This is a genomic window from Amycolatopsis sp. NPDC114484 (genome assembly GCF_055633755.1).
The window spans coordinates 40,069-66,575 of sequence record NZ_JBVKDQ010000028.1 but is presented as its reverse complement, the minus strand read 5'-3'; the positions used below and the strand labels follow the sequence as shown (position 1 = coordinate 66,575).

The window sequence follows — 26,507 nt, the reverse complement described above, 5'->3', positions numbered from 1 at the left end:
ACAGCTACACGGTAGGCACCCGCACTGTCACCGCCAGTCCGCCACCAACCACCGGCTCCGCTGACACCGTCCCGCCGTGCGCCTGCACCGCCGCGCGCACGATCGACAGCCCCAGCCCCGCTCCCGAACGCGCCGTCCGGGCCACCCCCGCGCGGCGGAACGGCTGGAACAGCTCCGGTACCGCCGCCGGGTCCAGCAGGCCGCCTGACGAGCACACGCGCAGCGTCGACCACTGCGCGCCCGGTTCCGTCGTCACCTCGATCCAGCCGCCGTCGACGTTGTGCCGCACCGCGTTCTCGACCAGGTTTCCCGCGATCCGTTCCAGCAAAGCCGAATCCCCGATCGCCGGGGACGGCTGCATCGCGAAATCCGCGCGCAGGCCCCGTTGTTCGGCTTCGCCGCGGACCGCCGACCAGGCCCGTTCCACGAGCACCGTCAGGTCCACCAGTTCCCGGGTCACGAGACCGGCTCCGTCGGTGCGCGCCAGCAGCAGCAGCGAATTCACCAGCTGTCCCGCCCGGTTCGTCGCGTCCAGGACCACCCCGGCCATCCGGCGGAACTCGGCCTCGTCGGCGTGTTCGTCGGACAGCGTCACGTCCAGTTCGGTGCGGATCACCGACAGCGGGGTGCGCAGTTCGTGGCTCGCGTTGGCCACGAAATGGCGCTGCGAATCGAACGCGTCCTGCAAACGGTCGAGCATGGCGTCGAAAGTCCGGGCCAGCTCGGCGAGCTCGTCGCGCGAGCGGATCTCGCCGATGCGCTCCCCCATCGACTCGATCGACAGCCGTTGCGCGGTCCCGGTGATCTCGCGCAGCGGACGGAGCACGCGGGAGGTGAACGTCCAGGCCAGGATCGCCGCCGCGGCCACCACGAAGCAGAACGCCAGCGAGCCGAAGATCAGCACCCGGGTGACGGCGTGGGTGCGCAGATGCTGCGCGAGCGTGGACGCGTCCACGTCGATGCCGTCGACCCGGACGATGGTGCCCGGCGGCATGTGCGGCACGGCGTCGACCGCGTCGCCGACGAGCGTCCAAGCCAGCCACAGCAGCAACAGCCCCGCCGCGGCGACCAGGACGGTCGCCAGGACGGTGACGCGCACCCGCAGGCTGCGGGCGCCGGGAAGCTTCACTCGGAACCGGCGACCGACACCCGGTAGCCCGAGCCGACCACGGTCTCGATGATGCCCGGCTCGCCGAGCTTCTTGCGCAAGGTCATCACGGTGACCCGGACGGTCGTGGTGAACGGGTCGGCGTTCTCGTCCCACACCCGTTCCAGCAGTTCCTCGCTGCTGACCACGGATCCCGCCGCGGACAGCAGCACCTCGAGCACGCCGAACTCCTTGCGGGTCAGCTCGACCGGCCCGCTCGCGCGCCGGACCGTGCGCTTGGCCGGGTCCAGCTCGACGTCGCCCGCGGTGAGCAGCGGCGGCGCGGCGGGCGTCGCGCGGCGGCCCAGCGCCCGTACGCGCGCGACCAGCTCCGGGAAGGCGAACGGCTTGGCGAGATAGTCGTCCGCGCCCAGCGACAGCCCGTCCACCCGGTCGGACACCGAACTGCTCGCGGTCAGCATCAGCACCCGCGTCAGCTCGCCGGACGTCACGATCTCGCGGCACAGGTCGTCGCCGGACATCCCGGGCAGGTCGCGGTCGAGCAGCACCACGTCGTACCGCGTGACGGACGACTTCTCGTGCCCGTCGTCGCCGGTGAGCGCGATGTCGACGGCCATGCCCTCCCGCCGCAGTCCGCGGGCGATCGCGTCGGCCAACGGCTCTTCGTCTTCGACTACCAGAACTCGCACCAGACCACAATCCCATAGTTTCCTGAGAGCACCTGAGAGACCTGAATGGACACTCGCGTTCATCCCCACCGCAACGCGAACCACAGCCGCATTCGCGTTTCCGGATCGGCCAGCTCGACGTCCAGCGCCCGCTCGACCTGCCCGATCCGGTGCCGCACGCTGTTGCGGTGCACGCCGAGTTCGGCGGCGGTGCGGTCCCAGCTGCCGTGGTGCGCCAGCCAGGTCCGCAGGGTCGGCACGAGCTCGCGGCCGTGCGCCCGGTCCAGCTCCCGCAGCGGGGCCAGCAGGCGTTCGGCGAACGCGCCGGCCGCGGCGGGCGGGATCAGCTCGTCGAAGCCGAGCGGGTCGGCGCTGGCGGCCAGCGGACGGGCCAGCGCGCGGGCGCGGGCCAGCAGCAGTTCGGTTTCCGCGACGGCGGCGGGCAGGTCCGCGGCCGGGTGCGGCGAACTGGCCACCGCGAGCCAGCCGTGCTCCAGGAGGCCGTCCAGGTCGCCGAGCTCGCCGGTGATGGCATGGAACCGAGGGCCGGGCAGGACCTGGACCAGCGGCGTGTCGAGCCGGGCGCGCAGCCAGTCCGGACGCCGGGCCAGCGCGTCCGGGCCCTTTCGATGGGCGACTCCGGCGACGAGCCGGGCCTGATCGCTGCCGACGACTCCGGCGAGCGCGTCCGAGCCGGGGCCGCCGAGCAGCAACGCCGTGGCCGCGGCGCCGAGTTCCGCGCTGTCCGACCCGGCTCGGCCGACGAGGCCCAGCAGTGCAGCTCCGACCGCCAGGATCGCCCGGTCCCCGCTGTCGAACCGCCGCGCCCGGCCGACCACGACCAGGTGCGCGGCGGTCGCCTGCGGGTAGACCGGCTGCGCGACAACGTGCGTGCCATCAGGCAATTCGGTGGACGCGATGCGGATTCCGGAGCGAGAACGCAGGGTCGCGAGCAGTTCCTTCACCGGCGACGGCAATGGCTGCGGCGCGTCGTAGCCCGCCGCCAGCACGTCTCCGGCACCGACCATCGCGACCCACCCGCGCAACCGTCCGGCAAGCGCGGCGACCAACTCCCCCAGACCGCCGCCCGCGGCTCGCGTCAAAGCCTCTCGGCCTTCCGCCAACCGCCGTTCTTCGTGCCGTCCAGCCTCGGCGAGGGCGACGGCGACCGCGCGGTTGATCGCCAGGAACGGCGTCGCGGGCGGAACCACCAGCAGCGGCAGGCCGTGCTCCGCGCAGGCGTCCCGCAGCGAGGGCGGCAGGGTTTCGGAGACCGTCGGGGTCAGGCCGAAGCCGAGCGCGGTGACGCCCGCGTCGCGCAGCCCCTGGACGTAGCGGTCGGTGTCCTTCGGCAGGTTCACGCCCGCGGTCAGCACGAGTTCGGCACCCACCAGGTACGGCGCGGGGTCGGCCAGTTCGCTCACGTGCGCCCACCGCACCGGCCGGTCCAGCGCGCCCGGGCGCAGCGTTTCGGGCACGACGTCGAGCGCCAGCTCCGGGTTGCCCGCGACGGTGCGTAGTGGAACTGTCACCTCCGCGGGCAACAGCACGTCGTGGTGGGTCATTTCGGCCAATCTTCCGCGAAGTCCTGGATACATCGTCCCATGCCGCCGCGGGGTCGCCCGACCCTACGGTGTCCCGCAAGAACCCCACCCCGTTTCAAGGAGGACCCGTGGGCGGCGACTATGCGGTGATCGCGCTGTACATCGCGGGCATGATCGGGGTCGGCTGGATCGGCCTCCGGCTGGCCAAGACCAAATCCGATTACCTGGTCGCCGGACGGCGGCTCGGCTGGTTCATGTACTCCGGCACGATGTCGGCCGTCGTGCTCGGCGGCGCGTCGACCGTCGGCGGCGTGAAGCTCGGCTACACCTACGGCATCTCCGGCGCGTGGCTGGTGATCACGATCGGCGTCGGCATCCTGGTGCTGCACGCGGTGTTCGCGCGGCGGCTGGTGAAACTGCGCGTCTACACCGTCGGCGAGATGCTCGACCTGCGCTACGGCGGCCGCGCGAGCGCGGTGTCCGGCGTGGTGATGTGGGGCTACACGCTGATGCTCACGGTCACCTCGACGCTGGCGTTCGCGTCGATCTTCAAGGTGCTGTTCTCCATCCCGAGCTGGGCCGGGATCGCGATCGGCGGGTCGATCGTGGTGCTGTACTCGGTGCTCGGCGGCATGTGGTCGATCACGCTGACCGACATCGCGCAGTTCGTGATCAAGACGATCGGCATCCTGTTCGTGCTGCTGCCGGTCGCGCTCGTCTCGGCGGGCGGCTTCAGCGGGATGGCCGAGAAGCTGGACGCGTCGTACTTCGAGTTCACCTCGATCGGCGGCGAGACGATCCTGACCTACTTCCTGATCTACACCTTCGGGTTGCTGATCGGACAGGACATCTGGCAGCGCGTGTTCACCGCGCGCACCCCGCGCGTCGCGACCGGCGGCGGCGTCATCTCCGGCGTCTACTGCCTCGTGTACGGCATCGCGGGCGCGCTGATCGGAACTGCGGCGAAGGTGCTCTACCCAGACCTCGGCAGCGCGCAGGACGCCTTCGCCACCATCGCCGAACGGCTGCTGCCCACCGGCGTACGCGGTCTCGTGCTCGCTGCCGCGCTGTCCGCGCTGATGTCGACCTCGAGCGGCGCGCTGATCGCGTGCGCCACCACGACGACTTCGGATCTGTTCCGCAAGATCGGCCTTAAGAGTGGCGAGGTCTTGCGTAACCGAGTGACGACACTTGTGCTGGGCATCGTGGCCATCGGTATCGCAATGCTCGTCGACGACGTCGTCAACGCGCTCACCATCGCGTACGACATCCTCGTCGGCGGCCTGCTCGTCACGATCATCGGCGCGTTGTTCTGGAAGCGCGGTACTCGTCAAGGCGCGTACGCGTCGATGGTGGCCGGGACGGTATCCGTCATCGCCTTCATGATCATCGACGGGGTTGCGGCCAACAGTCCGATCTACTGGGGTCTCGGCGTCAGCCTGGTCGTGTACATCGGCGTCAGCCTCGCGACACCGCGTACGCCGGACAGCATCCTTTCCGTGTGGACAGAACGTCTGCACGGGTCCGAAGCCGCTGAAGATCTCAGCGCATCCGAAACCCGACAGGAGTTGACCCAGTGAGTGAACAGCGTCCGGTCGGCCCGCTCGACTCGTCGCAGATCCCGCGCTTCGCCGGCTTCGCGACCTTCGCGCGGCTGCCGCGGATCGACGAAGTGCCGAGCGCCGACGTAGCCGTGGTCGGCGTGCCGTTCGACTCCGGTGTGTCCTACCGCCCTGGCGCGCGGTTCGGTCCTTCGGCACTGCGCGAGGCCAGCCGGCTGCTGCGGCCGTACCACCCGGGTCTGGACGTTTCGCCGTTCGCGGAGAAGCAGGTCGTGGACGCTGGCGACATCGCGGTCAACCCGTTCCACATCGGCGAAGCGATCGAGAAGCTGCAGCAGGAAGCCGAAGCGCTTACTGCGGGCGAGACGAAGCTGGTGACCGTCGGCGGCGACCACACCATCGCGCTCCCGCTGCTGCGCGCGGCGGCGAAGAAGCATGGTCCCGTTGCGCTGCTTCACTTCGACGCGCACCTCGACACCTGGGACACCTACTTCGGCGAGCCGTACACGCACGGCACCCCGTTCCGTCGCGCCGTCGAAGAAGGCATCCTCGACACCAGCGCCGTGTCGCACGTGGGCACGCGCGGCCCGCTGTACGGCAAGCGTGACCTCGAAGAGGACCGTCGCCTCGGCTTCGGCATCGTCACCTCCGGCGACGTACTGCGCCGTGGCATCGACGAGACGGTGGACGCGCTTCGGCAGCGCATCGGCGACCGTCCGCTGTACGTGTCCGTGGACATCGACGTGCTCGACCCCGCGCACGCACCCGGCACCGGCACCCCCGAAGCGGGCGGCATGACCAGCCGCGAACTGCTGGAGATCCTGCGCGGCCTGCGCGGACTCAACCTGGTCGGCGCGGACGTCGTGGAATTGGCCCCGGCCTACGACCACGCCGAGATCACCGCGGTCGCCGCTTCGCACGTCGCCTACGACCTGGTCAGCCTGCTGGCGCTGGGACGCGACGCATGACCCGGATCGGCGGCGACGTTGTCGTAGAGACGCTGCGGGCGCTCGGCGCGGACACCGTGTTCGGCCTGCCCGGACAGCACGCGCTCGGCCTGTTCGAGGCGCTGCGCCGGGCCGACGACCTGCGCGTGGTCAGCTCGCGAGTGGAGAACAACCTCGCCTTCGCCGCGGACGGTCACGCGCGCGCCCGGCTCGCCGCCGATCCGCACGGCCCGGTGCCGGTCACGCCGATGATCGTGTCGACCGGCCCCGGCGCGCTGCTCACGCTGGCGTCGCTGCAGGAATCGCGCGCGGCTTCGGTGCCGGTGCTCGGGATCTCCAGCCAGGTCCCGGTCGCCGGGCTCGGCGGCGGACGGCACGGCTACCTGCACGAATTGCCGGACCAGCAGGCCAGCTTCCGCGATGTCGTGAAGTCGGTGCACGTGGTCCGCTCGATCAGCCAGATCCCGACCGCGCTGCGCGAGGCGTGGGAATCCGCCGCGACCGCGCCGTACGGGCCGGTGTGGGTGGAAATCCCGCAGGACGTGCTGCTCGCCGAAACGATCCTGCCGGAACTGACCACCGTGACCGCGGCTGTCGCACCGCTCGAACCGTTGCCGGAACTGGTCGCCGAAGCCGCGAAACTCCTTGACGCAGCGAAGAATCCGGTAATCCTCGCCGGGGGCGGCGCGCTGCGTTCGGGGGCGCACGACGAACTGCGCCAGCTCGCCGAAACCCTCCGCGCGCCGGTGGTGTCGACGTTCGGCGGCAAGGGCGTTTTCGCCTGGGACCACGAGCTTTCCGCGCAATCGTGGATGGAGGACTGGCACACCACGGAATTCCTCTCCGCCGCCGATGTCCTGCTGGTGCTCGGGTCCGGGCTGGGCGAGCTGTCCAGCAACTACCGCGAGTTCGCGCCGCGCGGCCAGGTCGTACAGGTGGAGGCGGATCTCGGGAAACTGGAGTCGAACTACCCCGCGCTCGCACTGCACGCCGACGTCCGGCACACCCTCCGCGCTCTGCTGGACCAGCTCACGCCGCGCACTCCGGACGGTCGCGCCGAGGCGGCGGCGAAGGAGCTGCTCGCGCGCGTCCAGTCCAGGTTGGACAGTCAGCCGCTCGCTGCGGAGCGGAAGCTGATGGAGGACGTACGCGCCGCACTTCCCGAAGGCACGCAAACCTTCTGGGACATGACAATCGCGGCCTACTGGGCGTGGTCGGTGTGGAATCCGGACGGCGCGCCGATCCACACCGCGCAGGGTGCGGGCGGTCTCGGCTACGGCTTGCCCGGCGCGCTCGGCGCTGCCGCCGCGGGCGTGCGGTCATTGGCGGTGTCCGGCGATGGCGGCGCGATGTACAGCTTGGCCGAGCTGGCCACCGCGGTGCAGCACCAGCTCGACGTGACGTGGCTGGTCGTCGACGACGGCGGCTACGGCATCCTGCGCGAATACCTCACCGGCGCGTTCGGCCAGACCACCGCGACCGAACTGCCCCGGCCGGATTTCGTCGCACTGGCCGAATCGTTCGGCATCCCCGCCCAAAAGACCACTTTGGACACTGTCCGCACCGACCTCGCCGACGCGCTGCGCACCCCCGGCCCGTCCGTCGTCGTGCTTCCCGCGCTGCTGAAGATGTTCGCCCCAACCCATTTGGAGCACTCGTGACCCACCTCCGCAACTTCGTCGGCGGCGCCCTGGTCGACACCCCCGACACCGAGGCGACCCTCGAGCTGACCGACCCGGCCACCGGCAAGGTCTTCGGCACGAGTGTCCTTTCCGCACGGAACGAAATCGACCTCGCGATGGAATCGGCGGCGCGCGCGTTCCAGTCGTGGCGGCGCAGCACGCCCGCGCAGCGCCAGGAAGCCCTGCTCAAGATCGCCGACGCGCTGGAAGCCCGCGCGGAAGAGTTCGCCGACGCCGAGGTTCGCGAGACCGGCAAGGTCCGTTCGGTCATGCTGGACGAGGAAATCCCGGAGTGCGTGAGCACGTTGCGGTTCTTCGCCGGCGCGGCCCGGCAGCTCGAAGGCACCGGCGCGGGCGAATACCTGGCCGGGCACACGTCGGTGATCCGCCGCGAGCCGATCGGTGTGTGCGCGCAGATCGCGCCGTGGAACTACCCGCTGATGATGGCCGTCTGGAAGATCGGCCCGGCGCTCGCCGCGGGCAACACCGTGGTGCTCAAGCCCGCGGAAACCACGCCGTCCACCGCGGTGCTGCTGGCCGAAACCGCGGCGGAATTCCTGCCGCCGGGCGTGTTCAACGTCCTGTGCGGCGACCGCGAAACCGGCCGCGCGCTGGTCCGGCACCCGAATACCGACCTGGTGTCCATCACCGGCTCGACGCGCGCCGGCATCGACGTGGCCACCGTCGCCGCGGCCGATCTCAAGCGCACCCATCTGGAGCTGGGCGGCAACGCTCCCCTGCTGGTCTTCCCGGACACCGATCTCGCCGACACCGCCGAGCGGATCGCCGACGCCGCGTTCTACAACGCCGGTCAGGACTGCACGGCGGGCAGCCGCGTGCTGGTGCACCAGAGCATCCACGACGAATTCGTCGCGGCGCTGACGAAAGCCGCCGCCACGCGCCGTCCGGACGTCGATTACGGTCCGCTCAACAGCCGCGCCCAGCTCGACCGCGTGCTCGGCCTGCTGGAACGGCTGCCGTCGCACGCCCGCGTCGAAACCGGCGGAACCGCGACCGGACCGGGCTTCCAGCTGGCGCCGACTGTCGTGTCCGGACTCCGCCAGGACGACGAACTGGTCCAGGAGGAAGTCTTCGCGCCGGTGATCACCGTCCAGTCGTTCGCCGACGAGACGGAAGCGCTGGAGCTGGCCAACGGTGTCCCGTACGGCTTGGCTTCTTCGGTCTGGACGAACGACGTCGCCCGTGTCGCGCGGGTGTCGCGCGACCTCGATTTCGGCTGCGTGTGGGTGAATACGCACGGACCGCTGACCGCCGAGATGCCGCACGGCGGGTTCGGCCACTCCGGGCACGGCAAGGACCTCTCGGCGTATTCGTTCGCCGAGTACACCCGCGTCAAGCACGTGATGACGAGGTTCGAGTAATGAGCGGCAAAGTCACCGAGGTCGAACAGCACGGCATCGCGCCGATCCCGCCCGCCGAGCAGACGTCCCGGCCGCGCGACCTGTTCCGGCTCGCGTTCGGCGGGGCCAACACGTTCGCCACGATCATCCTCGGGACGCTGCCGATCGCGTACGGGCTGAGCTTCTGGGCCGCACTCGCGGCGACCGTCGTGGGCGTAGTGCTCGGCGCGCTCGTGCTGTCCCCGATGGCTCTGTTCGGCCCGGTCACCCGGACCAACAACGCGGTTTCGTCCGGCGCGCACTTCGGCGTGGTCGGCCGGTGCGTCGGCTCGTTCCTGTCGCTGCTCACCGCGATCACCTTCTTCGCGATCTCGGTGTGGGTGAGCGGCGACGCGGTAGCCGGTGCGGCACAACGGCTTTTCGGCATCGACGGCGGCCCGGTCCTGCGCGCGGTCGCTTACGGCGTGATCGCGATCGCCGTCCTCGTCGTGTGCATTTACGGCTACCGCTTCATGCTGCTGGTCAACCGCGTCGCGGTGACCCTGGGCACGCTCATCATGCTGGTCGGGAACTTCGCCTACGGCGGCTCGTTCGACCCGTCGTTCGCCGGCAACGGCGCCTTCGCCCTCGGCACCTTCTGGCCGACGTGGATCCTCGCCGTGCTGACCGTGATGGCGAACCCGATCTCGTTCGGCGCGTTCCTCGGCGACTGGTCGCGCTACATCCCCGCCACCCACTCGCGCCGCTCGCTGCTGGCCGCGCCGTTCCTCGCGCAACTGGCGACGCTGCTGCCGTTCGGCTTCGGCATCGCGACCGCGACCCTGGTCGCCGACCCGGCCGACTACGTCACCGGCCTGACCGCGATTTCGCCGCTCTGGTACGCGATCCCGCTGATCGTGGTCGCCCTGATCGGCGGATTGTCGACCGGCACCACCGCGTTGTACGGCACCGGCCTGGACTTCAGCTCGATCTTCCCGCGCCTGTCCCGGGTCCGGGCGACACTGCTGATCGGGACCCTCAGCGTGCTGTTCATCTTCGTCGGCAATTTCGTGCTCGACATGGTGTCCAGCATCAACGCGTTCGCGACGCTGATCGTGCTGTGCACGTCGCCGTGGATGGTGATCATGATGATCGGCTACGTACAGCGCCGCGGCTACTACGACCCGGCCGACCTGCAGGTGTTCAACGAAGGCCGCACCGGCGGACGGTACTGGTTCCACCGGGGCGTCAACTGGCGCGCGATGGCGGCTTGGCTCCCGGCCACCGCACTCGGTTTGCTGTGCGCGAACACGCCGATGATCACCGGTCCGCTGGCCGGGATCGCGGGCGGGGTGGACCTCAGCCTGGTGGTGACGCTGTGCACGGCGGCGGTGGCGTATCCGGTGCTGGTGAAGGTGTTTCCGGAGCCGCGGGAGGTCTTCGGGCCGTCTTCGGCTACCGCTGCGGAAGCGGTGACTGCCGAAGTGTGAGCGGCGGCCGGCTCCATTGGGCCGACAGGATCGTGTCCGCCAGCGCCGCCGCCGAACCCCGTGCCGTTCCGCGGTGGCTCAGCACGAACGTCACCGATCCCGGATCGGGCAGACCGCTGACCGGGACCAGCCCGTCCGGGACCACGGACGCCGCGAACAGCCCGACGCCGAGCCCCGCTTCGAGCGCGACCCGCAGGCCGTTGAGCCGTTCGCTGACGCAGCCGATCCGCCACTGGACACCGTTGCGGCGCAACGCGTTCAGCGCGCGGGCCCGGGTGACGCTCGGCTCCGGGTAGAGGACCAGCGGCAGCGGCTCGCCCGGGACCAGGTCCAGCCCGGGCGAGCCCACCCACACGAGCGGGTCCCGGCGCACGCCCTGCCCGGAGTCGCGCTTGGCCAGCACCAGGTCGAGGTCCCCGTCGGCGAGCCGGGAGTGCAGCACCTCGCTCAATTCGACCGACAGTTCGAGGTCGATCCCCGGATGCGCGCCGCGGAACCGGCCGAGGACGTCCGCGGCGTGGCCGAGCAGGAAGTCCTCGCACACCCCGAACCGGACCCGCCCGCGCGTGCCCGGCCGGGAGAAATAGCGCAGTGCGCGGTCCTGCTGGTCGAGGATGCCGCGGGCGAAGCCGGTCATCGTCTCGCCGTCGCCGGTGAGCCGCACGCTGTGCGTGTCGCGCTCGAACAGCACGCTGCCGAGCGCCGTCTCGAGACGGCGGACGTGCTGGCTCACCGTCGACTGCCCGAGATCCAGCCGGCGGGCGGCTTCGGAGAACCCGCCCGCCTCGGCCACAGCGAGAAAAGTGCGCAGCAGCACCGGATCTATCACTACTCCGGAGTACCACTCTCGGTACCCGATCGTGTACCAGGTGTGGGCACTGCCACTACCGGCGGCGGGTGATCACCACCGGCTTCAGGTCCTTCGGGATCGCGGCGAACGCCGACACCGGAACCCCGAACGAGGCGGCGAGAATCTCCCTCGGCAGCGAGTTCAGCGTCCCGACGATGCCGATGTCGTCGTTCGGCTCCCCGGTGCTGGTGTTGAACATGACGAGCACGTCCAGGCCTTCGGTGGTGCTGGAATTCGCGAAATAGTGAAAGAATCCCTGCGGGGCGAAGACGAGTTCCCCGGCACTCGCGCTGAAGACTTCATTGTGGTAACTGCCGTCCTCGTGCGTGCCGAGAATGCTCCAGTCGGCCTTTCCAGAAATGATGTAGTTCAGCTCCCACGCGGACGGGTGCCAGTGCGGTTCGCGCACCCCGCCGGGGTCGAGGTGCACCAGGTACACCGAGCCCTGCTGACCGGCCAGCACCTTGAAGTTCTTCTCGTGTGCTCCGCGCAACGTCCCGCCGTCGTGAACGGCAGGCGCGGATTTGGCGAGCGGGAAAACATACACCGGCGTGGTCGTCGCGGCCGGTGCCGCGGTGCTCGCCCCCGCCGTTCCGCTCGCCCCGAGCGCGGTCGCCGCGGCGATTCCCGCACCCGCTCCGAGCGCACCCCGCCTGCTGATTTCCGACATTCTTTCCGCCCTTTCCCAGAAACTGAGGAAGATTTGCTGCCTTTGATTCTTCCGGAAACGCGAAGAACGGAAAGAGCCCAGCGCGGATCACTGCTATCGCGCACCACGATGAGCAAACCTGGTACCGGCTCCGGGCGGCTGTGGGACGATCCCTGAAACCCCTGTCCTGGAGGCGATTCGTGACGTTCGCAGTCGGCATCTTCGACCTGTTCAGCTTCGCGGTACCCGGAGCGGTTCAGCTGTCGCTGATCGTCTACGTGCTCGACCGGCTGGGCGTGCTGCACGTCGCCGCACTGACTTCCGCACCGGGCGCACTGCTGGTAGCCGGTGCCGTAGTGGCGAGTTACCTGCTCGGGCACCTCTTCCACCCGCTGGCCGCGCAACTCGAGCGGCTCCGCCCCCGACGGGACGCGGAGGAGGCCCGGCAAGAATTCGTCGCCGAGGTTCCGCAGGCGAGCGACCGTGCTTACGTCCAGGCCAACCCGGCGCTGCTCGTGGCCGCGGCTGAACTGCACGACAAGGACGCCGCGGGAGAAATCGTCCGGATGCGCGCGCAATCGGTGATGCTGCGCAATATCGCGTTCGCGTTCACGCTGGCCGCGGTCGTCGCCCTCGTCCAGACCGCGACCGGCCCGCATCGGGTGGTCGCTGCCGGAGCTGCCGTTCTCTCGTTGCTCGGCGCGACCGGGGCGCTGGGCAGCAGCCGGAAAGTCTGGCACATGTCCCGGAGGAAGACGCTGGAGGTCTGTTACTGGATCCCGGACATCGACCAGACCTTCGCCACCGAAACCCCGACGGCGGGCTAGCGGTTCCGGCGACATTCAAGCGGGCAGCCCGCATCTGGGGAAATGGCGGGGCTCCGCTGCGGAGACCTGCCATCCGGGGGCTCAGGTGCGGGGCTTCTTCCGCCCAGCCCAGCCCAGTCCGCTTCGGTGCGAAACTTCCTCCACTCGGCCCACTCCTCTCAGGCGCGGGGATCCTCCGCCCGGCCCGCTCAGGCGCGCGGCTTCTCCCCAGCGGCTTCCTTCGCTTCGGAGCCCGGCAGCGCCGAAGCCCACACCGCTCAAGCACGGAACAGCCTCGCCCGGCCCACACTGCTCGGACGCGAAACTTCCTCCACTCGGCCCACTCCGCTCAAGCACGAAGCAGCCTCGCCCAGCCCACATCGCTCAAGAGCGAAACAGCCTTCGCCCCACTCGCCTCAACTCAAGCGCGCAGCTTCTCCCCCACAGCCCCTTCGACCTCGGAGCCCAGCCGCCAGAAGCCCACACCGCTCAAGCGCGAAGCAACCTCACCCCACTCACCTCAACTCAAGCGCGCGGCTTCTCCCCCGCAGTCTCCTCCACATCGGAGCCCAGCCGCCCCGAAGCCCACTCCGTGATCCGCCGCGCCACGTCCTGGGCGGTCAGGCCGATCCGGTCGAGCACCTCGGCCCGGGTTCCGTGGTCGTGGAACGCCTGCGGCACCGCGAGGTCGCGCAGCGGGACGTCGCATTCGGCATCCCGCAGCACCGCCGCCAGCGCTGAGCCGAAGCCGCCGTGCCGGCCGCTGTCCTCGACCGTCACCACGAGTTTGTGCTGTTCCGCCAGCGCGACCAGCTCCGCCGGAACCGGCACCACCCAGCGCGGGTCCGCGACCGTCACGCCGATGCCCTGGTCCGCCAGGCGGTCCGCGGCCTCCAGCGCCAACTGCGCGAACGGACCCACCGCGACGAGCAGCACGTCCGTCGAACCGGAGGGGCGGCGCAGCAGGTCGACCGTGCCGATCCGTTCCACCGCGGGCACGTCCGGGCCAACGCTGCCCTTCGAGAACCGCAGCGCGGTCGGGCCGTCCTGTACCGCGACCGCCTCGCGCAGTTCCTCGCGCAGGGTTCCCGGGTCGCGCGGCGCGGCCACGCGCATGCCCGGCACCATGCCCAGCAGCGACAGGTCCCACATGCCGTGGTGGCTCGGGCCGTCCGGACCGGTGATGCCCGCCCGGTCCAGCACGAACGTCACCGGCTGGCGGTGCAGCGCGACGTCCATCAGCACCTGGTCGAACGCCCGGTTCAGGAACGTCGAGTACAGCGCGACGACCGGGTGGCAGCCGCCCATCGCGAGCCCGGCCGCGGACGTCACCGCGTGCTGTTCGGCGATGCCGACGTCGAACCAGCGGTCCGGGAAGCGCTCGGAGAACTTCTCCAGCCCGGTCGAGCGCAGCATCGCGGCGGTGATCGCCACGACGTCCTCGCGCTCCTCGCCGATCTTAGCCAGCTCGTCGCCGAACACGCCGGTCCAGCTGGGGCCCTTCACCGGCGGGAGGCCGGTCTCCGGGTCGATCGGGTCGGTCTGGTGCATCTGGTCGGCCTGATGGTTCACCGCGGGCGCGTAGCCGTGGCCCTTCTCGGTGACCACGTGCACGATCACCGAACCGCCGAACGCCCGCGCGCTCTGGAACGCCTTCTCCAGCGCGACCAGGTCGTGCCCGTCGACCGGGCCGAGGTACTTCAGGCCGAGGTCGGAGAACATCACCTGCGGGCTCAGCGCGTCCTTGATGCCCGCCTTGGCCGCGTGCAGCGCCGCGTAGATCGGCTTGCCCACCACCGGGGTGCTGCGCAGCAGCTCGCGCCCGCCGTCCAGCAGCCGCTCGTAGCCCGGCTGCAGCCGCAGCGACGCCAGGTGGTCGGCCATCCCGCCGATGGTCGGCGAGTACGACCGGCCGTTGTCGTTGACCACGATCACGACCGGGCGGTCCTTGCGCCCGGCGATGTTGTTGAGCGCCTCCCAGCACATGCCGCCGGTGAGCGCGCCGTCGCCGACCACCGCGATCGCGTGCCTGCGCGGGCCGCCGGACAGCTCGAACGCCTTCGCCATGCCGTCCACATAGGACAGTGCGGCCGACGCGTGGCTGTTCTCCACCAGGTCGTGCTCGCTCTCGCCGCGGCACGGGTACCCGGTGGGCCCGCCCTGCTGGCGCAGCTTGTCGAAGTCGCCGTGGCGCCCGGTGACGATCTTGTGCACGTACGCCTGGTGCCCGACGTCCCACACGATCGCGTCGCGCGGCGAGTCGAACACCCGGTGCAGCGCCAGCGTCAGCTCGACGACACCCAGGTTGGGGCCAAGGTGCCCGCCGCTGCGGCGGACCTTGTCCACGAGGAAGTCCCTGATCTCGGCCGCCAGCTCGCCGAGGTCCTCGACGCTCATGCGCTTCAGATCCGCCGGTCCGTGCACCGAGTCCAGCATGGTCACCGCTCCACCTCGCCCGTTTCTTCCTCCGCCGGTTCCGGCCAGTCTACGGACGGCCGCCACTCCGGTCCGGTCGCCCGCGTCCCGGATCACAGCTCCGGCCGGAACGCAACTCCACGAGCGGGGAAGATCACCAGCCCGGTCAGTCAAGTCGCGGTCACCGCGCGTGGCCGTGATAATCCCGGACGGACCCCCGAGCTCGAGAGGACCCCATGGCGGACTTGTACATCGGCGGCGAATGGGTGGACGCGCGCGCGGGCGGGCGACGCGAGATCCGGTGCCCCGCGGACGGCAGCCTGGTCGCCGAGGTCGCCGAAGCGACCGCGGAGGACACCGAGGCCGCCATCGCCGCGGCGCGCCGGGCATTCGACACCGGCCCGTGGCCCGGCACGCCCGCCGGCGAGCGCGGCAACCTGCTGCTGCGCGCGGCCGACCTGCTCGACCGCGACGCGGAGGAATTCGCCCGCGCCGAATCGCTCGACACCGGCAAACGCCTGGCCGAAAGCCGTTACGACATGAGCGACATCGCGGCCTGCCTGCGCTACTTCGGCAAGCTCGCGGGCAATGACGCGGGCCGGGTCGTGGACACCGGCAGCGCCGACTCGTTCAGCCGGATCGTGCACGAACCGGTCGGCGTGTGCGGCCTCATCACCCCGTGGAACTACCCGCTGCTGCAGACAGTGTGGAAGATCGCCCCGGCACTCGCCGCGGGCAACACGTTCGTGCTCAAGCCGAGCGAGCTGACCCCGCACACCTCGATCCTGTTCATGCGGCTGCTCGCCGAGGCCGGACTGCCCGGCGGTGTCGCGAACCTGGTGCTGGGCGCGGGCCCGGCGGCCGGGGCCCCGCTGTCGGAGCATCCGGACGTCGACCTCGTGTCGTTCACCGGCGGACTGGCCACCGGACGGGTGATCGCGGCGAACGCGGCGGCGACGGTGAAGAAGGTCGCGCTCGAACTCGGCGGCAAGAACCCGAACGTGGTGTTCGCCGACGCGGACTTCGAGACCGCCGTCGACTACGCGCTCACCGCGGTGTTCCTGCACTCCGGGCAGGTTTGCTCGGCCGGCGCGCGGCTGATCATCCAGCGCGAATGGCACGACGAGTTCGTCGACGAACTCGTGCGCCGCGCGGAGCGGATCCGCCTCGGCGGGCCGTTCGACGAGAACGCCGAGACCGGCCCGCTCATCTCCGCCGCGCACCGCGAGAAGGTGGAGCGCTACGTGGCGACCGCCATCGAGGAGGGCGCGGTCCTGCGCACCGGCGGCAAGCGTCCGGACGACCCGGCCCTGCAAGACGGCTTCTACTACCTGCCGACGATCCTCGACAACGTCCAGCAAGGCAGTACTGCGGTCGTCGAGGAATCCTTCGGCCCGGTGCTGACCGTGGAGACGTTCACCGACGAGGACGACGCCGTCCGCATCGCCAACGACACCCACTACGGCCTGGCCGGCGGCGTGTTCACCCAGGACGCCGCCCGCGCCCAGCGCGTCGCGAACCGGCTCCGGCACGGCACGGTGTGGATCAACGACTACCACCCGTACCTGCCGCAGGCCGAATGGGGCGGTTACAAGCAGTCCGGTTTCGGCCGCGAACTCGGCCCGACCGGACTGGCGGAATACACCGAGGTCAAGCACATCCACCAGAACCTGAAGCCCGGTCCCCAGCACTGGTTCTCCGGCTGATCCCCCCTCCCCCACCGAAAGGAACCGTGCCCTTGAGCGACACCGGCGATCGCGAACTCGGCGAATTCGGCTACACCAACCAGCTCAAGAGAACGCTCGGCAGTTTCCACACCTTCGCTGCCGGCATCAGCTACATCTCGGTGCTGACCGGGGTGTTCCAGCTCTCCTACCTCGGTCTGTCCGAGGGCGGACCGGCCTACTGGTGGTCCTGGCCCGCGGTGTTCATCGGGCAGCTGATGGTGGCGCTGTGCTTCGCCGAACTGGCCGCGCAGTACCCGGTCGCCGGGTCGGTCTACAACTGGGCGAAGAAGCTCAGCAACCCGCACATCGCGTGGATGGCCGGCTGGATGATGCTGCTGGCCTCGATCGTCTCGATCTCCGCGACCGCGCTCGCCTACCAGCGGACGCTGCCGCAGATCACGTCGTTCTTCCAGTTCATCGGCGACGGCACGGGCACCAGCGACGCGGCCAACGGCGTGCTGCTGGCCACCGTGCTGATCGTGTTCACGACGCTGGTCAACGCGTTCGGCGTGAAGCTGATGGCCCGGATCAACAGCGCGGGCGTGTTCGTGGAACTGCTGTTCGCGGTGCTGCTGGTGGTGTTCCTGGCCTTCCACTTCGTCCGCGGCCCGTCGGTGGTGACCGAGACGAACGGCACCGAGGCCGGGCATTCGTCCGGCTACCTCGGCGCGTTCCTGATCGCCGGCATCGCCTCCTCCTACGTGATGTACGGCTTCGACACCGCCGCCTCGCTCGGCGAGGAATCGCTGAACCCGCACCGCAACGCGCCGAAGGCGATCCTGCGCGCGCTGGTGGCCTCCTTCGTGCTGGGCGGGCTGATCATCCTGTTCGCGCTCATGGCCGTGGGCAACATCCACGCGCCGGAACTCGGCACGGTCGGCCTGCAGTACGTGCTCACCGACGCGCTCGGCCCGGCGATCGGACGCGTGTTCCTGTTCGTCGTGTTCATCGCGATCACCGTGTGCGTGCTGGCGGTGCACACCGCGGCGATCCGGATCGCGTTCGCGATGGCGCGGGACAACGCGCTGCCCGGCGGCCGGAAACTGGCGCGGGTCAACAAAACGACCGGCACCCCGGTGCTGCCCGCGATCGTGATCGGCGTGCTCGCGGTCGCGCTGCTGTTGCTGAACATCAACTCCACGCAGATCTTCTCGGCCGTCACCAGCCTCGCGATCATCCTGATCTACCTGTCCTACCTCCTCGTGACCGTGCCGATGCTGATCCGCCGGCTGCGCGGACGCTGGCCGCGCGAGGGCACCCCGGCGGGCCGGTTCTCCCTCGGCCGCTGGGGCCTTCCGGTGAACGTGCTCGCGGTGCTGTGGGGCGGCGCGATGACGGTCAACCTGGCCTGGCCCCGCAACGAGATCTACAACGCGACCCCGCCCTTCCACTGGTATCTGCAGTGGATCTCGGTGCTGTTCGTCGGCGTCTTCGCGGCCGGCGGCTTCGCCTATTACTGGTTCGTGCAACGGCACAAGGTCGGGGTGCTGGCGGACCACGCCGCCGCCTCCGCGCCCGATGAGGAGGTTTCCCGGTGAGCGCAAGCGAGTTCGACTACGTGGTGGTCGGCGGCGGCACGGCCGGGTCGGTGGTGGCCGCCCGGCTGTCGGAGGATCCGGACGTGACCGTCTGCCTCCTTGAGGCCGGACCGTCCGACACGGACGTGCCGGAGGTGCTGGAGCTGACCCAGTGGATGGGCCTGCTGGAATCCGGCTACGACTGGGACTACCTGGTGGAGCCGCAGGAGGCGGGCAACTCCTACCTGCGCCAGGCCCGCGCCAAGGTGCTCGGCGGCTGTTCGTCGCACAACTCGTGCATCGCGTTCTGGGCTCCGGCCGAGGACCTCGACGAATGGGCCTCGATCGGCCTGCCCGGCTGGTCGGCCGCCGACGTTTTCCCGCTGTACAAGCGGCTGGAGACCAACGACGGCCCCGGCGAGCACCACGGCCGCTCCGGTCCGGTCACCATCCGGTCGGTGCCGCCGCGCGACCCGGCGGGCGCGGCGCTGCTGGCCGCGTGCGACCAGGCGGGCATCCCGACGACGGAGTTCAACTCCGGCACGACGGTCACCCACGGCGCGAACTGGTTCCAGATCAACGCCCGCGAGGACGGCACCCGGTCCTCGGCATCGGTGTCCTATCTGCACCCGATCATGGGCAAGCGGCCGAACCTGGAGATCCGCACCGGCGCGCGGGCGAAGCGGCTGCTGTTCGACGGCCGCCGCTGCACCGGCGTCGAGGTGCTGGACCCGGACCTGATCCACCACAGCACGATCACCGCGCGCCGCGAGGTCGTGGTCAGCTCCGGCGCGATCGACACGCCGAAACTGCTGATGCTGTCCGGCATCGGGCCCGCCGAGCACCTGCGCGAGGTCGGCGTCGAGGTGCTCGTGGACTCGCCGGGCGTCGGCTCGAACCTCGAGGACCACCCCGAGGGCCTGGTGATGTGGGACGCCCTGCAGCCGATGGTCACCGAATCCACGCAGTGGTGGGAAATCGGCGTCTTCACCATGACCGAGGACGGCCTGGACCGCCCGGACCTGATGTTCCACTACGGTTCGGTCCCGTTCGACCTGAACACTGTCCGGCACGGCTACCCGACGACGGAGAACGGCTTCTGCCTCACGCCGAACGTGACGCGCAGCCGTTCCCGCGGCACGGTGCGGCTGCGCACCCGGGACTTCCGCGACAAGCCCCGGGTGGACCCGCGCTACTTCACCGACGAGTACGACATGCGCGTGATGACCTACGGCGTGAAGCTCGCCCGCGAGATCGCCGCCCAGCCCGCCCTCGACGAATGGGCCGGCGTCGAACTCGCGCCGGGCCGCGACTGCAAGACCGACGACGAGATCGCCGACTACCTCCGCAAAACGCACAACACCGTCTACCACCCGGCGTGCACGGCCCGGATGGGCGCGGACGGCGACCCGGAGGCGGTCCTGGACGCCCGCCTGCGCGTCCGCGGCGTCGACGGCCTGCGGGTGGCCGACGCTTCGGTGATGCCGTTCCTCGTCACGGTGAACCCGTGCATCACGACGATGGCGATCGGCGAGAAGTGCGCGGACATGCTCAAGGAAGACCGGGGCTGATCTTCGAGCGGGTGGTGGTGTCCCGGCAGGCACCGTCACCCGCTCGCCTCGGCCGACGGGGCCGGTCAGCCCGCCGGATCCGGTTCGTCGACGGCCCGCCGCCAGAACCCGGGCCGCTGCCAGCAATTTGCGCAACATCATGTCCGCCCCTCGCTTCGTCCTCCGGCCGTTGCCGGAGAGCGCACCTCCTCGATGCACATAAGGTCAGTCGCCAGCGAGAGCGTGAAGGTTCTCGCGTAATCGAACCGTTACCAAAAGTTACCATCCGGCCCCAGGCAAGAACCGCGGCAAAGCGGTGTCCTGGACGCAGATTTCGTTGCGACACAAGCAATCCGACGTCGAGGCACGGTCGGCGAGACCCTGCGGAGCAGGCCCGCGCAGTTGACTGATCGCCAGAATCCCCGGCCAGACGACGCGCCGGACGCAGACTTCCTTGTGTGCAGGAAATCTGGCGCTCGCGTGTGCCGGGGCGACCGCCGCTGGGCACGACGGAACCCGACCTGGCTCTCAGACTCCGCCTAGCCTGCGCCGGGGCATTGCTCCCGGACGCGAACCGGCTCGCCCCGCCCGCCGACGTACGGCCAGCGCCGGGCGCGTGGATGTTGCTGGCGTCCGGCTTGGGCTCACCCCGCGACGAGGGCTCGCCGCGGCGGCGGAAAGTCCAACGGGCACAACAAAGTCACTGCAGCAGCGCGACACACTCCACGTGGTGCGTCATCGGGAACGCGTCGAAAGCACGCAGATCCGTCAGCGAATACCCGTGCTCGGAGAAGAACTGCACGTCCCGCGCCAGCGCCGCCGGGTCGCACGCCACGTAGACGATCCGGTCCGGCTCACCGGCCGCGATCGCGTTGACGACCTCTCGACCGGCTCCCTTGCGCGGCGGGTCGAGCACCACGACGTCGACCGGCGTCGGAGCGTCCCCGATGAGGTGTTCCACGCGCCCGGAGCGCCAGCCGACCTGCGGCAGGTCGGCAAGATTGCGCTCACCGTCGGTCACCGCGCGCCGGCCGGACTCGATCGCCAGCACCTGCCCTTCCGGGCCGACCTGCTCGGCCAGCACCGACGCGAACAGCCCGACCCCGGCGTACAGGTCCCAGGCGACACCGCCGCGCGGCGCGTCCGCCCACTGGCGCACGAGTTCCGCCAGCGTGTCCGCCGCGAGCGGGTGGACCTGCCAGAATCCGTGCGCGTCGAGCCGCCAGTCCCGCCCGGCCGCGTGCTGGATCGCCATGCCGCCGGACAGCTGCTTGCCCTGGGTGCGCCCGCGCACGGTGGCGAGTTCGCGCAGGTGGAGGTGGCCGTCGCCGTCGCTGGTCGTTTCCAGTTCGACACCCGGCCGCCACCGCTTGCTCAGCGCGGCGTCGAGCGAGCCCGGCACCGCGATCGGGCAGTCGTCGATCGGGATGACGCGGTGGCTGTGGTGCGCGCGCAGCCCGGCCCGGCCGTCGCGTCCGGTGACCAGCCGCACCCGGCTGCGCCAGCCGAGCGGGCTGTCGCCGAGCGGTTCCACGACCACCTCGCGGGTGATCCCGGCGAGCCGCTGCAGCTGTTCAGCCACCACCGCGGCCTTCAGTTCACGCTGGTAGGCCGGTTCGGCGTGCTGCCAGTCGCACCCTCCGCAGCCGCCCGGCGCGGCGAGCGGGCACGGCGGCGTCACGCGATGCTCGGACCCGCTGAGCACCTCGATCGCGTCGGCCCGGCAGAACGAACCGCCCTTGTCCTCGGTCACTTCGGCCCGCACGCGTTCGCCCGGCAGCGCGTGCCGCACGAACAGCACTCGTCCGTCCACACGCGACACACAGTGCCCGCCGTGCGCGACCGGACCTACTTCCAGTTCCAGTACGCGGCCTAGCCAGCTGTCGCTCATTCAGATGATTCCTTTGTTGCAGGGGCCGGCTTCTTGGCATCCGCCGGTCGAGCAGTGCCGGGGGTGAACCCGCGCCGGACGTCACCGGCCGACGGGCGGGCTTTGCGCATCCTCGCGGCCGCCTTCTGCGAAGACTCCAGCTGCCACGGCACGCTCGCCACGACCACTCCCGGCTGGAACAGCAGCCGTCCCTTGAGCCGCAACGCACTCTGGTTGTGCAGGACCTGCTCCCACCAGTGCCCCACGACGTACTCGGGAATGAACACCGTGACGACGTCGCGCGGGTTGGCGCCGCGAACGCGCTTCACATAATCCAGTACCGGCTTCGTGATTTCCCGGTAAGGCGATTCGACGACCTTCAGCGGCACCTTGAACTTGTGCGCTTCCCATTCGTGGGTCAGCGCGCGGGTGTCGGCGTCGTCCACATTGACCGTGACCGCTTCGAGCACGTCGGGGCGCATCGCCTTGGCGTAGGCCAGCGCGCGCAGCGTCGGCCGGTGCAGTTTGGACACCAGCACGATCGCGTGGTTGCGCGAGGGCAGCACGGTCGGCGCGTCGCCCATGTCCTTGAGTTCCTCGGACACCCGGTCGTAGTGCTTCCGGATCGCCGTCATGAGCGCGAAAATCGCCACCATCGCGGCGATCGCGATCCACGCGCCGAGCAGGAACTTGGTGATCAGCACGATCACCAGCACGACGCCGGTCATGGTCAGGCCGACCGCGTTCACCGTCTGCGAACGGCGCATCCGCCGCCGCGCCGCCGGGTCGGTCTCCTTGGCCAGCAACCGGTTCCAGTGCCGGATCATGCCCGCCTGGCTCACCGTGAACGACACGAACACGCCCACGATGTACAGCTGGATCAGCCGGGTGACCTCCGCGTCGAACGCGATGATCAGCACCAGCGCGAAGATCGCGAGGAACAGGATGCCGTTGGAGAACGCCAGCCGGTCGCCCCGGGTGTGCAGCTGCCGCGGCAGGTAGCGGTCCTGGGCGAGGATCGAGCCGAGCACCGGGAAGCCGTTGAACGCGGTGTTCGCGGCCAGCAGCAGGATGATGCCGGTGGAGAACGAGATGTAGTAGAACGCCGGCGGGAAGCTCTCGAACACCGCGTGCGCGATCTGCGCGACGATCGTCTTCTGCTCGTAGCCCGCGGGCGCTCCGGCCAGCTGCCGCGCCGGGTCCTCGGCGAAGTTCACCTTCGTGACGACCGCGAGCGTGATGATCCCGACGAGCATCGTCACCGCGAGCACGCCCATCAGCAGCAGCGTGGTGGCCGCGTTCTTCGACTTCGGCTTGCGGAACGCGGGCACGCCGTTGCTGATCGCCTCGACCCCGGTCAGCGCCGCCGCGCCGGACGAGAACGACCGCAGGATCAGGAACACGAACGCGACGCCCGCCCAGCTGCCTTCCTCGTGCAGCGTGAAGCCCGCGCTCTCGGCGCGCATCTCGGTGCCGGTGAAGGTCTGGAACAGCCCCCAGACGACCATGATCAGGATGCCGGCGATGAAGCCGTAAGTGGGAATGGCGAACGCTTTGCCCGATTCGCGCACGCCGCGGAGGTTGAGCGCGGTCAGCACGGCGACGATCACCACCGCGGTGATCACCTTGTGGTCGGCCACCCACGGGATCGCCGAGCCGATGTTGGCGACACCGGACGAAGTGGACACCGCGACGGTCAGCACGTAGTCGACCAGCAGCGCGCTCGCCACTGTCAGGCCGAACTTCCCGCCGAGGTTGGTGGTCGCGACCTCGTAGTCGCCGCCGCCGCTCGGATACGCGTGCACGTTCTGCCGGTAGGACGCCACGACGACGAGCATGACCAGCGCGACCGCGACCCCGATCCACGGCGCGAAGGCGTACGCGGACAGGCCGGCGACGCTCAGCGTCAGGAAGATCTCCTCCGGCGCGTAGGCCACGCTGGACAGCGCGTCGGAGGCGAAAATGGGCAGCGCGATGCGCTTGGGCAACAGAGTGTGGGAGAGACGGTCGCTGCGGAACGGACGCCCTAGGACCAGCCGCTTCAGCACTGTCGGGAACTTCGACACCACGAGAGCGTAACTGGGTCCGCGCAAGGTAGGTTCGGCGCTGGTGTCCGAGGGTACCCACGACCGGGTCATCCCCACCCTGCGAGGAGGCTAAGCGTGCACGTGGTGATCATGGGATGCGGCCGCGTCGGCGCGTCTCTGGCCGCGGCGCTGGAGCGGCTCGGCCACGACGTGGCTGTCATCGACAAGAACCAGCAGGCGTTCCGCAGGCTGGGCAGCGACTTCCACGGCCAGCAGGTCGTCGGGGCGGGTTTCGACCGCCGGGTGCTCGTCGAGGCCGGGATCGAGCGAGCGGGCGCCTTCGCGGCCGTGTCGAGCGGCGACAATTCCAACATCATCTCCGCGCGGGTCGCGCGCGAGAACTTCGGCATCGAGCACGTGGTCGCGCGGATCTACGACCACAAGCGCGCCGCGGTGTACGAGCGGCTGGGCATCCCGACCGTCGCGACCGTGCCGTGGACGACCGACCGGTTCCTGCGCACCCTGCTGCCTGACGGCGTCGCCTCCGCGTGGCGCGATCCGTCCGGCAACGTCGCGCTGCTGCAGCTGCCGCTGCACGAGGGCTGGGTCGGCCGCAGCGTGCGCGAACTGCAGGAGACCACCGGCGCGCGGGTGGCGTTCATGATGCGCTTCGGCACCCCGGTGCTGCCGGACGCGAAGACCGTCGTGCAGGCCGACGACGACGTGTGGGTGGCGGCGCGATCGGGCACCGTCGGAGACGTGACGAGCCTGGCCGCTCGCGCCCCCGAGGAGGAGAACTGATGCGGGTCGCGATCGCGGGCGCGGGAGCCGTCGGGCAGTCCATCGCCACCGAGCTCATCGACGGGCGCCACCAGGTGATGCTGATCGAGCGCGACGCCGACCAGTTCGAGCCGGAATCCGTTCCGCAGGCCGACTGGGTGCTGGGCGACGCGTGCGAGGTGTCGATCCTCGAGGAGTCCGGCATCGAACGCTGCGACGTCGTGATCGCGGCGAGCGGCGACGACAAGGCGAACCTCGTGGTGTCGCTGCTGGCGAAGACGGAGTTCGCGGTGCGCCGCGTGGTGGCGCGGGTGAACAACCCGGCCAACGAGTGGCTGTTCACCGACGCGTGGGGCGTCGACGTCGCCGTGTCGACCCCGCGGATGCTCGCCGCGATGGTCGAGGAGGCGGTGAGCGTCGGCGATCTGGTGCGGCTCATGACGTTCCGGCAGGGGCAGGCGAACCTGGTGGAACTCACCCTGCCGGAGGAGACGCCGCTGGCGGGCAAGCCGGTGAGCGAGCTGGCGCTGCCGCGCGACGCGGCGCTGGTGACCATCCTGCGCGGCGACCGGGTGATCGTGCCGCAGCCGGAGGATCCGCTGGAGGCGGGCGACGAGCTGCTGTTCGTCGCGACCTCGGACGTCGAACCGGAGATCCGCACGGCGCTCGGCTACTGAGACGCGAAAAAGGGGCGGGCCCGCGCTGGGCCCGCCCCTTTTTCGTGCGTCAGATACTTCCGGATCAGGTCTCGGGGGTCGGCGACTGCGCGTACTTCTCCCGCAGCCGCGCCTCCGCCTGCGCGTCGGTTTCCGGCTCCGGTTCGTCCTCGGCGAGCGCCTTCAGCCGCTTGTCGGAGCGGCGCACCGCCCAGACGACCACCAGCAGCCCGATCGCGTACAGCGGGTAGCCCATCGCGATCTTGGCGAACGCGAGCCAGCCGGTCTGGTTCCCGTCGTACAGCCACCGCTGCACCACGAACCGGGCGGCGAAGATGACGGCCATCGCGAGCGTCGCGACGTCGTAGCCGTAGCGGGACGGCTTGTCCTTGCGCCAGGCGGTGCCGTTGCCGTTGAGCGCGTTCCAGACGACGCCCGCCAGCGGCCAGCGCACCACCACCGAGATCACGAACACGGCGCAGTACGCGAGGCTCGCCCAGATGCCGAAGAGGAAGAACCCCTTCGCGGACCCGGTGCGGAACGCGATGAACGCCGCGATCGCGACGCCGAAGAAACCCGAGATGGCCGGCTGCAGCGGCTCCTTGCGCACGACGCGCAGGACGGTGATCGCCACCGCGCTGCCGATCGAGCCCCAGATCGCCACGGTGAGCCCGAAGAACGCGTTCAGGAGCACGAACACGATGACCGGCACCGAGGAGTAGAACAGGCCGGAAACCCCGCCCATCTGCTCCATCAGCGTCGGCTGCCGCTCTTCGTCGTCCCCGTTTCCGGGAACGTCCTTCTTGTCGCGGGGAGCAGCGGGTTCAGTCACGAGCGTTGATCACCCTACCGGGCTCTGGAGTTCGTAATACGGGTTGTAGAGCACCTTCTGCCCGTCCCGTTCGGCCATCCGGCCGCGGACCTTGACGGTGCGGCCGGGCTCGATGCCGGGAATCCGGCGCCTGCCCAGCCAGATTAGCGTCACGCCCTGCGTGCCGTCGAACAGCTCCGCCTGCAGCGAGGCCGGCCCGTCGGTCGGCGACAGCTCGACGCTGCGCAGCCTCCCGAGCACGGTCACCTCTTCGCCGGACCGGCAGTCACAGGCGCGCTGCGCGCCTTCGGCACCCGACCTCTCGGACATCTCGTCGGCGTCGAGGTCCTCGACGTCGCTGGTCAGCTTGCGAACCAACCGGCTGAAGTAGCCGCCGTCCTTGGCGGACATGGTGTGCTCCTGTGCTCCGGGGCCCCCGACTTCGTTCGGCCCGTGCGTGTTCCAGCGTAGCTGTGGTCCCAGCCAGGGAAACGGGTTTGCGGCAAGA

General features: G+C 70.0%; 21 protein-coding genes. 11 read left to right on the top strand and 10 right to left on the bottom strand.

All coding sequences use genetic code 11. The features are described 5' to 3' along the window. Window positions 1-4 precede the first annotated feature (4 nt). Genes ACZ7SW_RS39715 through ACZ7SW_RS39705 form a run of 3 tightly spaced genes read right to left on the bottom strand, consistent with a single transcriptional unit; the run spans window position 5 to window position 3,341 of the window. Complete coding sequence (locus ACZ7SW_RS39715; protein WP_470235515.1) at window positions 5-1,129, bottom strand: sensor histidine kinase; 1,125 nt, start codon at window positions 1,127-1,129, stop codon at window positions 5-7. Further along, on the bottom strand, window positions 1,126-1,797 hold the full coding sequence (locus ACZ7SW_RS39710) for a response regulator transcription factor (protein WP_344267515.1): 672 nt from the start codon (window positions 1,795-1,797) through the stop codon (window positions 1,126-1,128). Before ACZ7SW_RS39710 ends, ACZ7SW_RS39715 begins: the two co-directional genes overlap by 4 nt. 59 nt (window positions 1,798-1,856) lie before the next feature. Beyond that, window positions 1,857-3,341 carry a PucR family transcriptional regulator gene (locus ACZ7SW_RS39705; RefSeq protein WP_470235514.1) on the bottom strand — a complete coding sequence of 495 codons (1,485 nt, stop codon included), beginning with the start codon at window positions 3,339-3,341 and terminating at the stop codon, window positions 1,857-1,859. 107 nt (window positions 3,342-3,448) lie between these two features. Between ACZ7SW_RS39705 and ACZ7SW_RS39700 the strand changes: the two genes are divergently transcribed. The 5 genes from ACZ7SW_RS39700 to ACZ7SW_RS39680 are packed head-to-tail and all read left to right on the top strand — an operon-like array spanning window position 3,449 to window position 10,341. Then, window positions 3,449-4,900 (top strand): sodium:solute symporter family protein, encoded by a 1,452-nt coding sequence (locus ACZ7SW_RS39700; protein ID WP_470235513.1) that lies wholly within the window; start codon window positions 3,449-3,451, stop codon window positions 4,898-4,900. Then, window positions 4,897-5,850: an agmatinase gene (gene speB / locus ACZ7SW_RS39695; protein ID WP_067579433.1), complete on the top strand. Its 954-nt coding sequence runs from the start codon at window positions 4,897-4,899 to the stop codon at window positions 5,848-5,850. Before ACZ7SW_RS39700 ends, speB begins: the two co-directional genes overlap by 4 nt. Beyond that, on the top strand, window positions 5,847-7,490 hold the full coding sequence (locus ACZ7SW_RS39690) for a thiamine pyrophosphate-binding protein (RefSeq protein ID WP_470235512.1): 1,644 nt from the start codon (window positions 5,847-5,849) through the stop codon (window positions 7,488-7,490). The genes speB and ACZ7SW_RS39690 overlap by 4 nt, the downstream gene beginning before the upstream one ends. Then, window positions 7,487-8,893 (top strand): aminobutyraldehyde dehydrogenase, encoded by a 1,407-nt coding sequence (locus tag ACZ7SW_RS39685; protein ID WP_470235511.1) that lies wholly within the window; start codon window positions 7,487-7,489, stop codon window positions 8,891-8,893. Before ACZ7SW_RS39690 ends, ACZ7SW_RS39685 begins: the two co-directional genes overlap by 4 nt. Next, window positions 8,893-10,341, top strand: coding sequence for a purine-cytosine permease family protein (locus tag ACZ7SW_RS39680; protein ID WP_470235510.1), 1,449 nt, complete (start codon window positions 8,893-8,895; stop codon window positions 10,339-10,341). Before ACZ7SW_RS39685 ends, ACZ7SW_RS39680 begins: the two co-directional genes overlap by 1 nt. Here the strand turns inward: ACZ7SW_RS39680 and ACZ7SW_RS39675 are convergent. Both ACZ7SW_RS39675 and ACZ7SW_RS39670 read right to left on the bottom strand, forming a co-directional pair. Then, window positions 10,307-11,170 carry a LysR family transcriptional regulator gene (locus ACZ7SW_RS39675; protein WP_470235509.1) on the bottom strand — a complete coding sequence of 288 codons (864 nt, stop codon included), beginning with the start codon at window positions 11,168-11,170 and terminating at the stop codon, window positions 10,307-10,309. The genes ACZ7SW_RS39680 and ACZ7SW_RS39675 overlap by 35 nt on opposite strands. 55 nt (window positions 11,171-11,225) lie before the next feature. After that, entirely contained in the window at window positions 11,226-11,861 is a 636-nt protein-coding gene (locus tag ACZ7SW_RS39670; protein ID WP_470235508.1) for a cupin domain-containing protein, read from the bottom strand. Between the two features lie 179 nt (window positions 11,862-12,040). On the opposite strand from ACZ7SW_RS39670, the gene ACZ7SW_RS39665 reads away from it, so the two are divergent. Continuing rightward, window positions 12,041-12,667: a hypothetical protein gene (locus ACZ7SW_RS39665; RefSeq protein ID WP_470235507.1), complete on the top strand. Its 627-nt coding sequence runs from the start codon at window positions 12,041-12,043 to the stop codon at window positions 12,665-12,667. A 504-nt stretch (window positions 12,668-13,171) separates the two neighbouring features. Here ACZ7SW_RS39665 and dxs read toward each other — a convergent pair. Continuing rightward, a complete protein-coding gene (dxs, locus tag ACZ7SW_RS39660; protein ID WP_470235506.1) occupies window positions 13,172-15,088 on the bottom strand; it encodes a 1-deoxy-D-xylulose-5-phosphate synthase in 1,917 nt (638 codons plus the stop codon). Between the two features lie 209 nt (window positions 15,089-15,297). Here dxs and ACZ7SW_RS39655 point away from each other — a divergent pair, with 209 nt between their 5' ends. Genes ACZ7SW_RS39655 through ACZ7SW_RS39645 form a run of 3 tightly spaced genes read left to right on the top strand, consistent with a single transcriptional unit; the run spans window position 15,298 to window position 19,876 of the window. Further along, window positions 15,298-16,767 carry an aldehyde dehydrogenase family protein gene (locus tag ACZ7SW_RS39655; protein ID WP_470235505.1) on the top strand — a complete coding sequence of 490 codons (1,470 nt, stop codon included), beginning with the start codon at window positions 15,298-15,300 and terminating at the stop codon, window positions 16,765-16,767. Between the two features lie 32 nt (window positions 16,768-16,799). Further along, the gene (locus ACZ7SW_RS39650) at window positions 16,800-18,326 is read left to right on the top strand and encodes an APC family permease (RefSeq protein ID WP_470235504.1); all 1,527 of its coding nucleotides are present in this window, start codon (window positions 16,800-16,802) and stop codon (window positions 18,324-18,326) included. Continuing rightward, a complete protein-coding gene (locus tag ACZ7SW_RS39645) occupies window positions 18,323-19,876 on the top strand; it encodes a GMC family oxidoreductase (protein WP_470235503.1) in 1,554 nt (517 codons plus the stop codon). Before ACZ7SW_RS39650 ends, ACZ7SW_RS39645 begins: the two co-directional genes overlap by 4 nt. A gap of 679 nt (window positions 19,877-20,555) precedes the next feature. Here ACZ7SW_RS39645 and ACZ7SW_RS39640 read toward each other — a convergent pair. Continuing rightward, the gene (locus tag ACZ7SW_RS39640; protein ID WP_470235502.1) at window positions 20,556-21,746 is read right to left on the bottom strand and encodes a class I SAM-dependent RNA methyltransferase; all 1,191 of its coding nucleotides are present in this window, start codon (window positions 21,744-21,746) and stop codon (window positions 20,556-20,558) included. Further along, window positions 21,743-23,791, bottom strand: a complete 2,049-nt coding sequence (locus tag ACZ7SW_RS39635) for an APC family permease (protein WP_470235501.1) — start codon at window positions 23,789-23,791, stop codon at window positions 21,743-21,745. The genes ACZ7SW_RS39640 and ACZ7SW_RS39635 overlap by 4 nt, the downstream gene beginning before the upstream one ends. Window positions 23,792-23,887: 96 nt before the next feature. Here ACZ7SW_RS39635 and ACZ7SW_RS39630 point away from each other — a divergent pair, with 96 nt between their 5' ends. Continuing rightward, the gene (locus tag ACZ7SW_RS39630; RefSeq protein ID WP_354750456.1) at window positions 23,888-24,553 is read left to right on the top strand and encodes a potassium channel family protein; all 666 of its coding nucleotides are present in this window, start codon (window positions 23,888-23,890) and stop codon (window positions 24,551-24,553) included. Further along, the gene (locus ACZ7SW_RS39625; protein WP_116202959.1) at window positions 24,553-25,209 is read left to right on the top strand and encodes a potassium channel family protein; all 657 of its coding nucleotides are present in this window, start codon (window positions 24,553-24,555) and stop codon (window positions 25,207-25,209) included. The genes ACZ7SW_RS39630 and ACZ7SW_RS39625 overlap by 1 nt, the downstream gene beginning before the upstream one ends. 64 nt (window positions 25,210-25,273) lie before the next feature. Here the strand turns inward: ACZ7SW_RS39625 and ACZ7SW_RS39620 are convergent, their stop codons facing one another. Then, on the bottom strand, window positions 25,274-26,020 hold the full coding sequence (locus ACZ7SW_RS39620) for a DUF3159 domain-containing protein (protein ID WP_470235500.1): 747 nt from the start codon (window positions 26,018-26,020) through the stop codon (window positions 25,274-25,276). A 9-nt stretch (window positions 26,021-26,029) separates the two neighbouring features. After that, complete coding sequence (locus tag ACZ7SW_RS39615) at window positions 26,030-26,410, bottom strand: OB-fold nucleic acid binding domain-containing protein (RefSeq protein WP_009075573.1); 381 nt, start codon at window positions 26,408-26,410, stop codon at window positions 26,030-26,032. Window positions 26,411-26,507 lie beyond the last annotated feature (97 nt).

Bases quoted from the DNA above. Each gene is read 5' to 3' on its own strand.
- ACZ7SW_RS39680 (WP_470235510.1), top strand. From the start codon at position 8,893: ATGAGCGGCAAAGTCACCGAGGTCGAACAGCACGGCATCGCGCCGATC.
- ACZ7SW_RS39640 (WP_470235502.1), bottom strand. From the start codon at position 21,746: ATGAGCGACAGCTGGCTAGGCCGCGTACTGGAACTGGAAGTAGGTCCG.
- ACZ7SW_RS39705 (WP_470235514.1), bottom strand. From the start codon at position 3,341: ATGACCCACCACGACGTGCTGTTGCCCGCGGAGGTGACAGTTCCACTA.
- ACZ7SW_RS39690 (WP_470235512.1), top strand. From the start codon at position 5,847: ATGACCCGGATCGGCGGCGACGTTGTCGTAGAGACGCTGCGGGCGCTC.
- ACZ7SW_RS39670 (WP_470235508.1), bottom strand. From the start codon at position 11,861: ATGTCGGAAATCAGCAGGCGGGGTGCGCTCGGAGCGGGTGCGGGAATC.
- ACZ7SW_RS39625 (WP_116202959.1), top strand. From the start codon at position 24,553: ATGCGGGTCGCGATCGCGGGCGCGGGAGCCGTCGGGCAGTCCATCGCC.
- ACZ7SW_RS39655 (WP_470235505.1), top strand. From the start codon at position 15,298: ATGGCGGACTTGTACATCGGCGGCGAATGGGTGGACGCGCGCGCGGGC.
- ACZ7SW_RS39615 (WP_009075573.1), bottom strand. From the start codon at position 26,410: ATGTCCGCCAAGGACGGCGGCTACTTCAGCCGGTTGGTTCGCAAGCTG.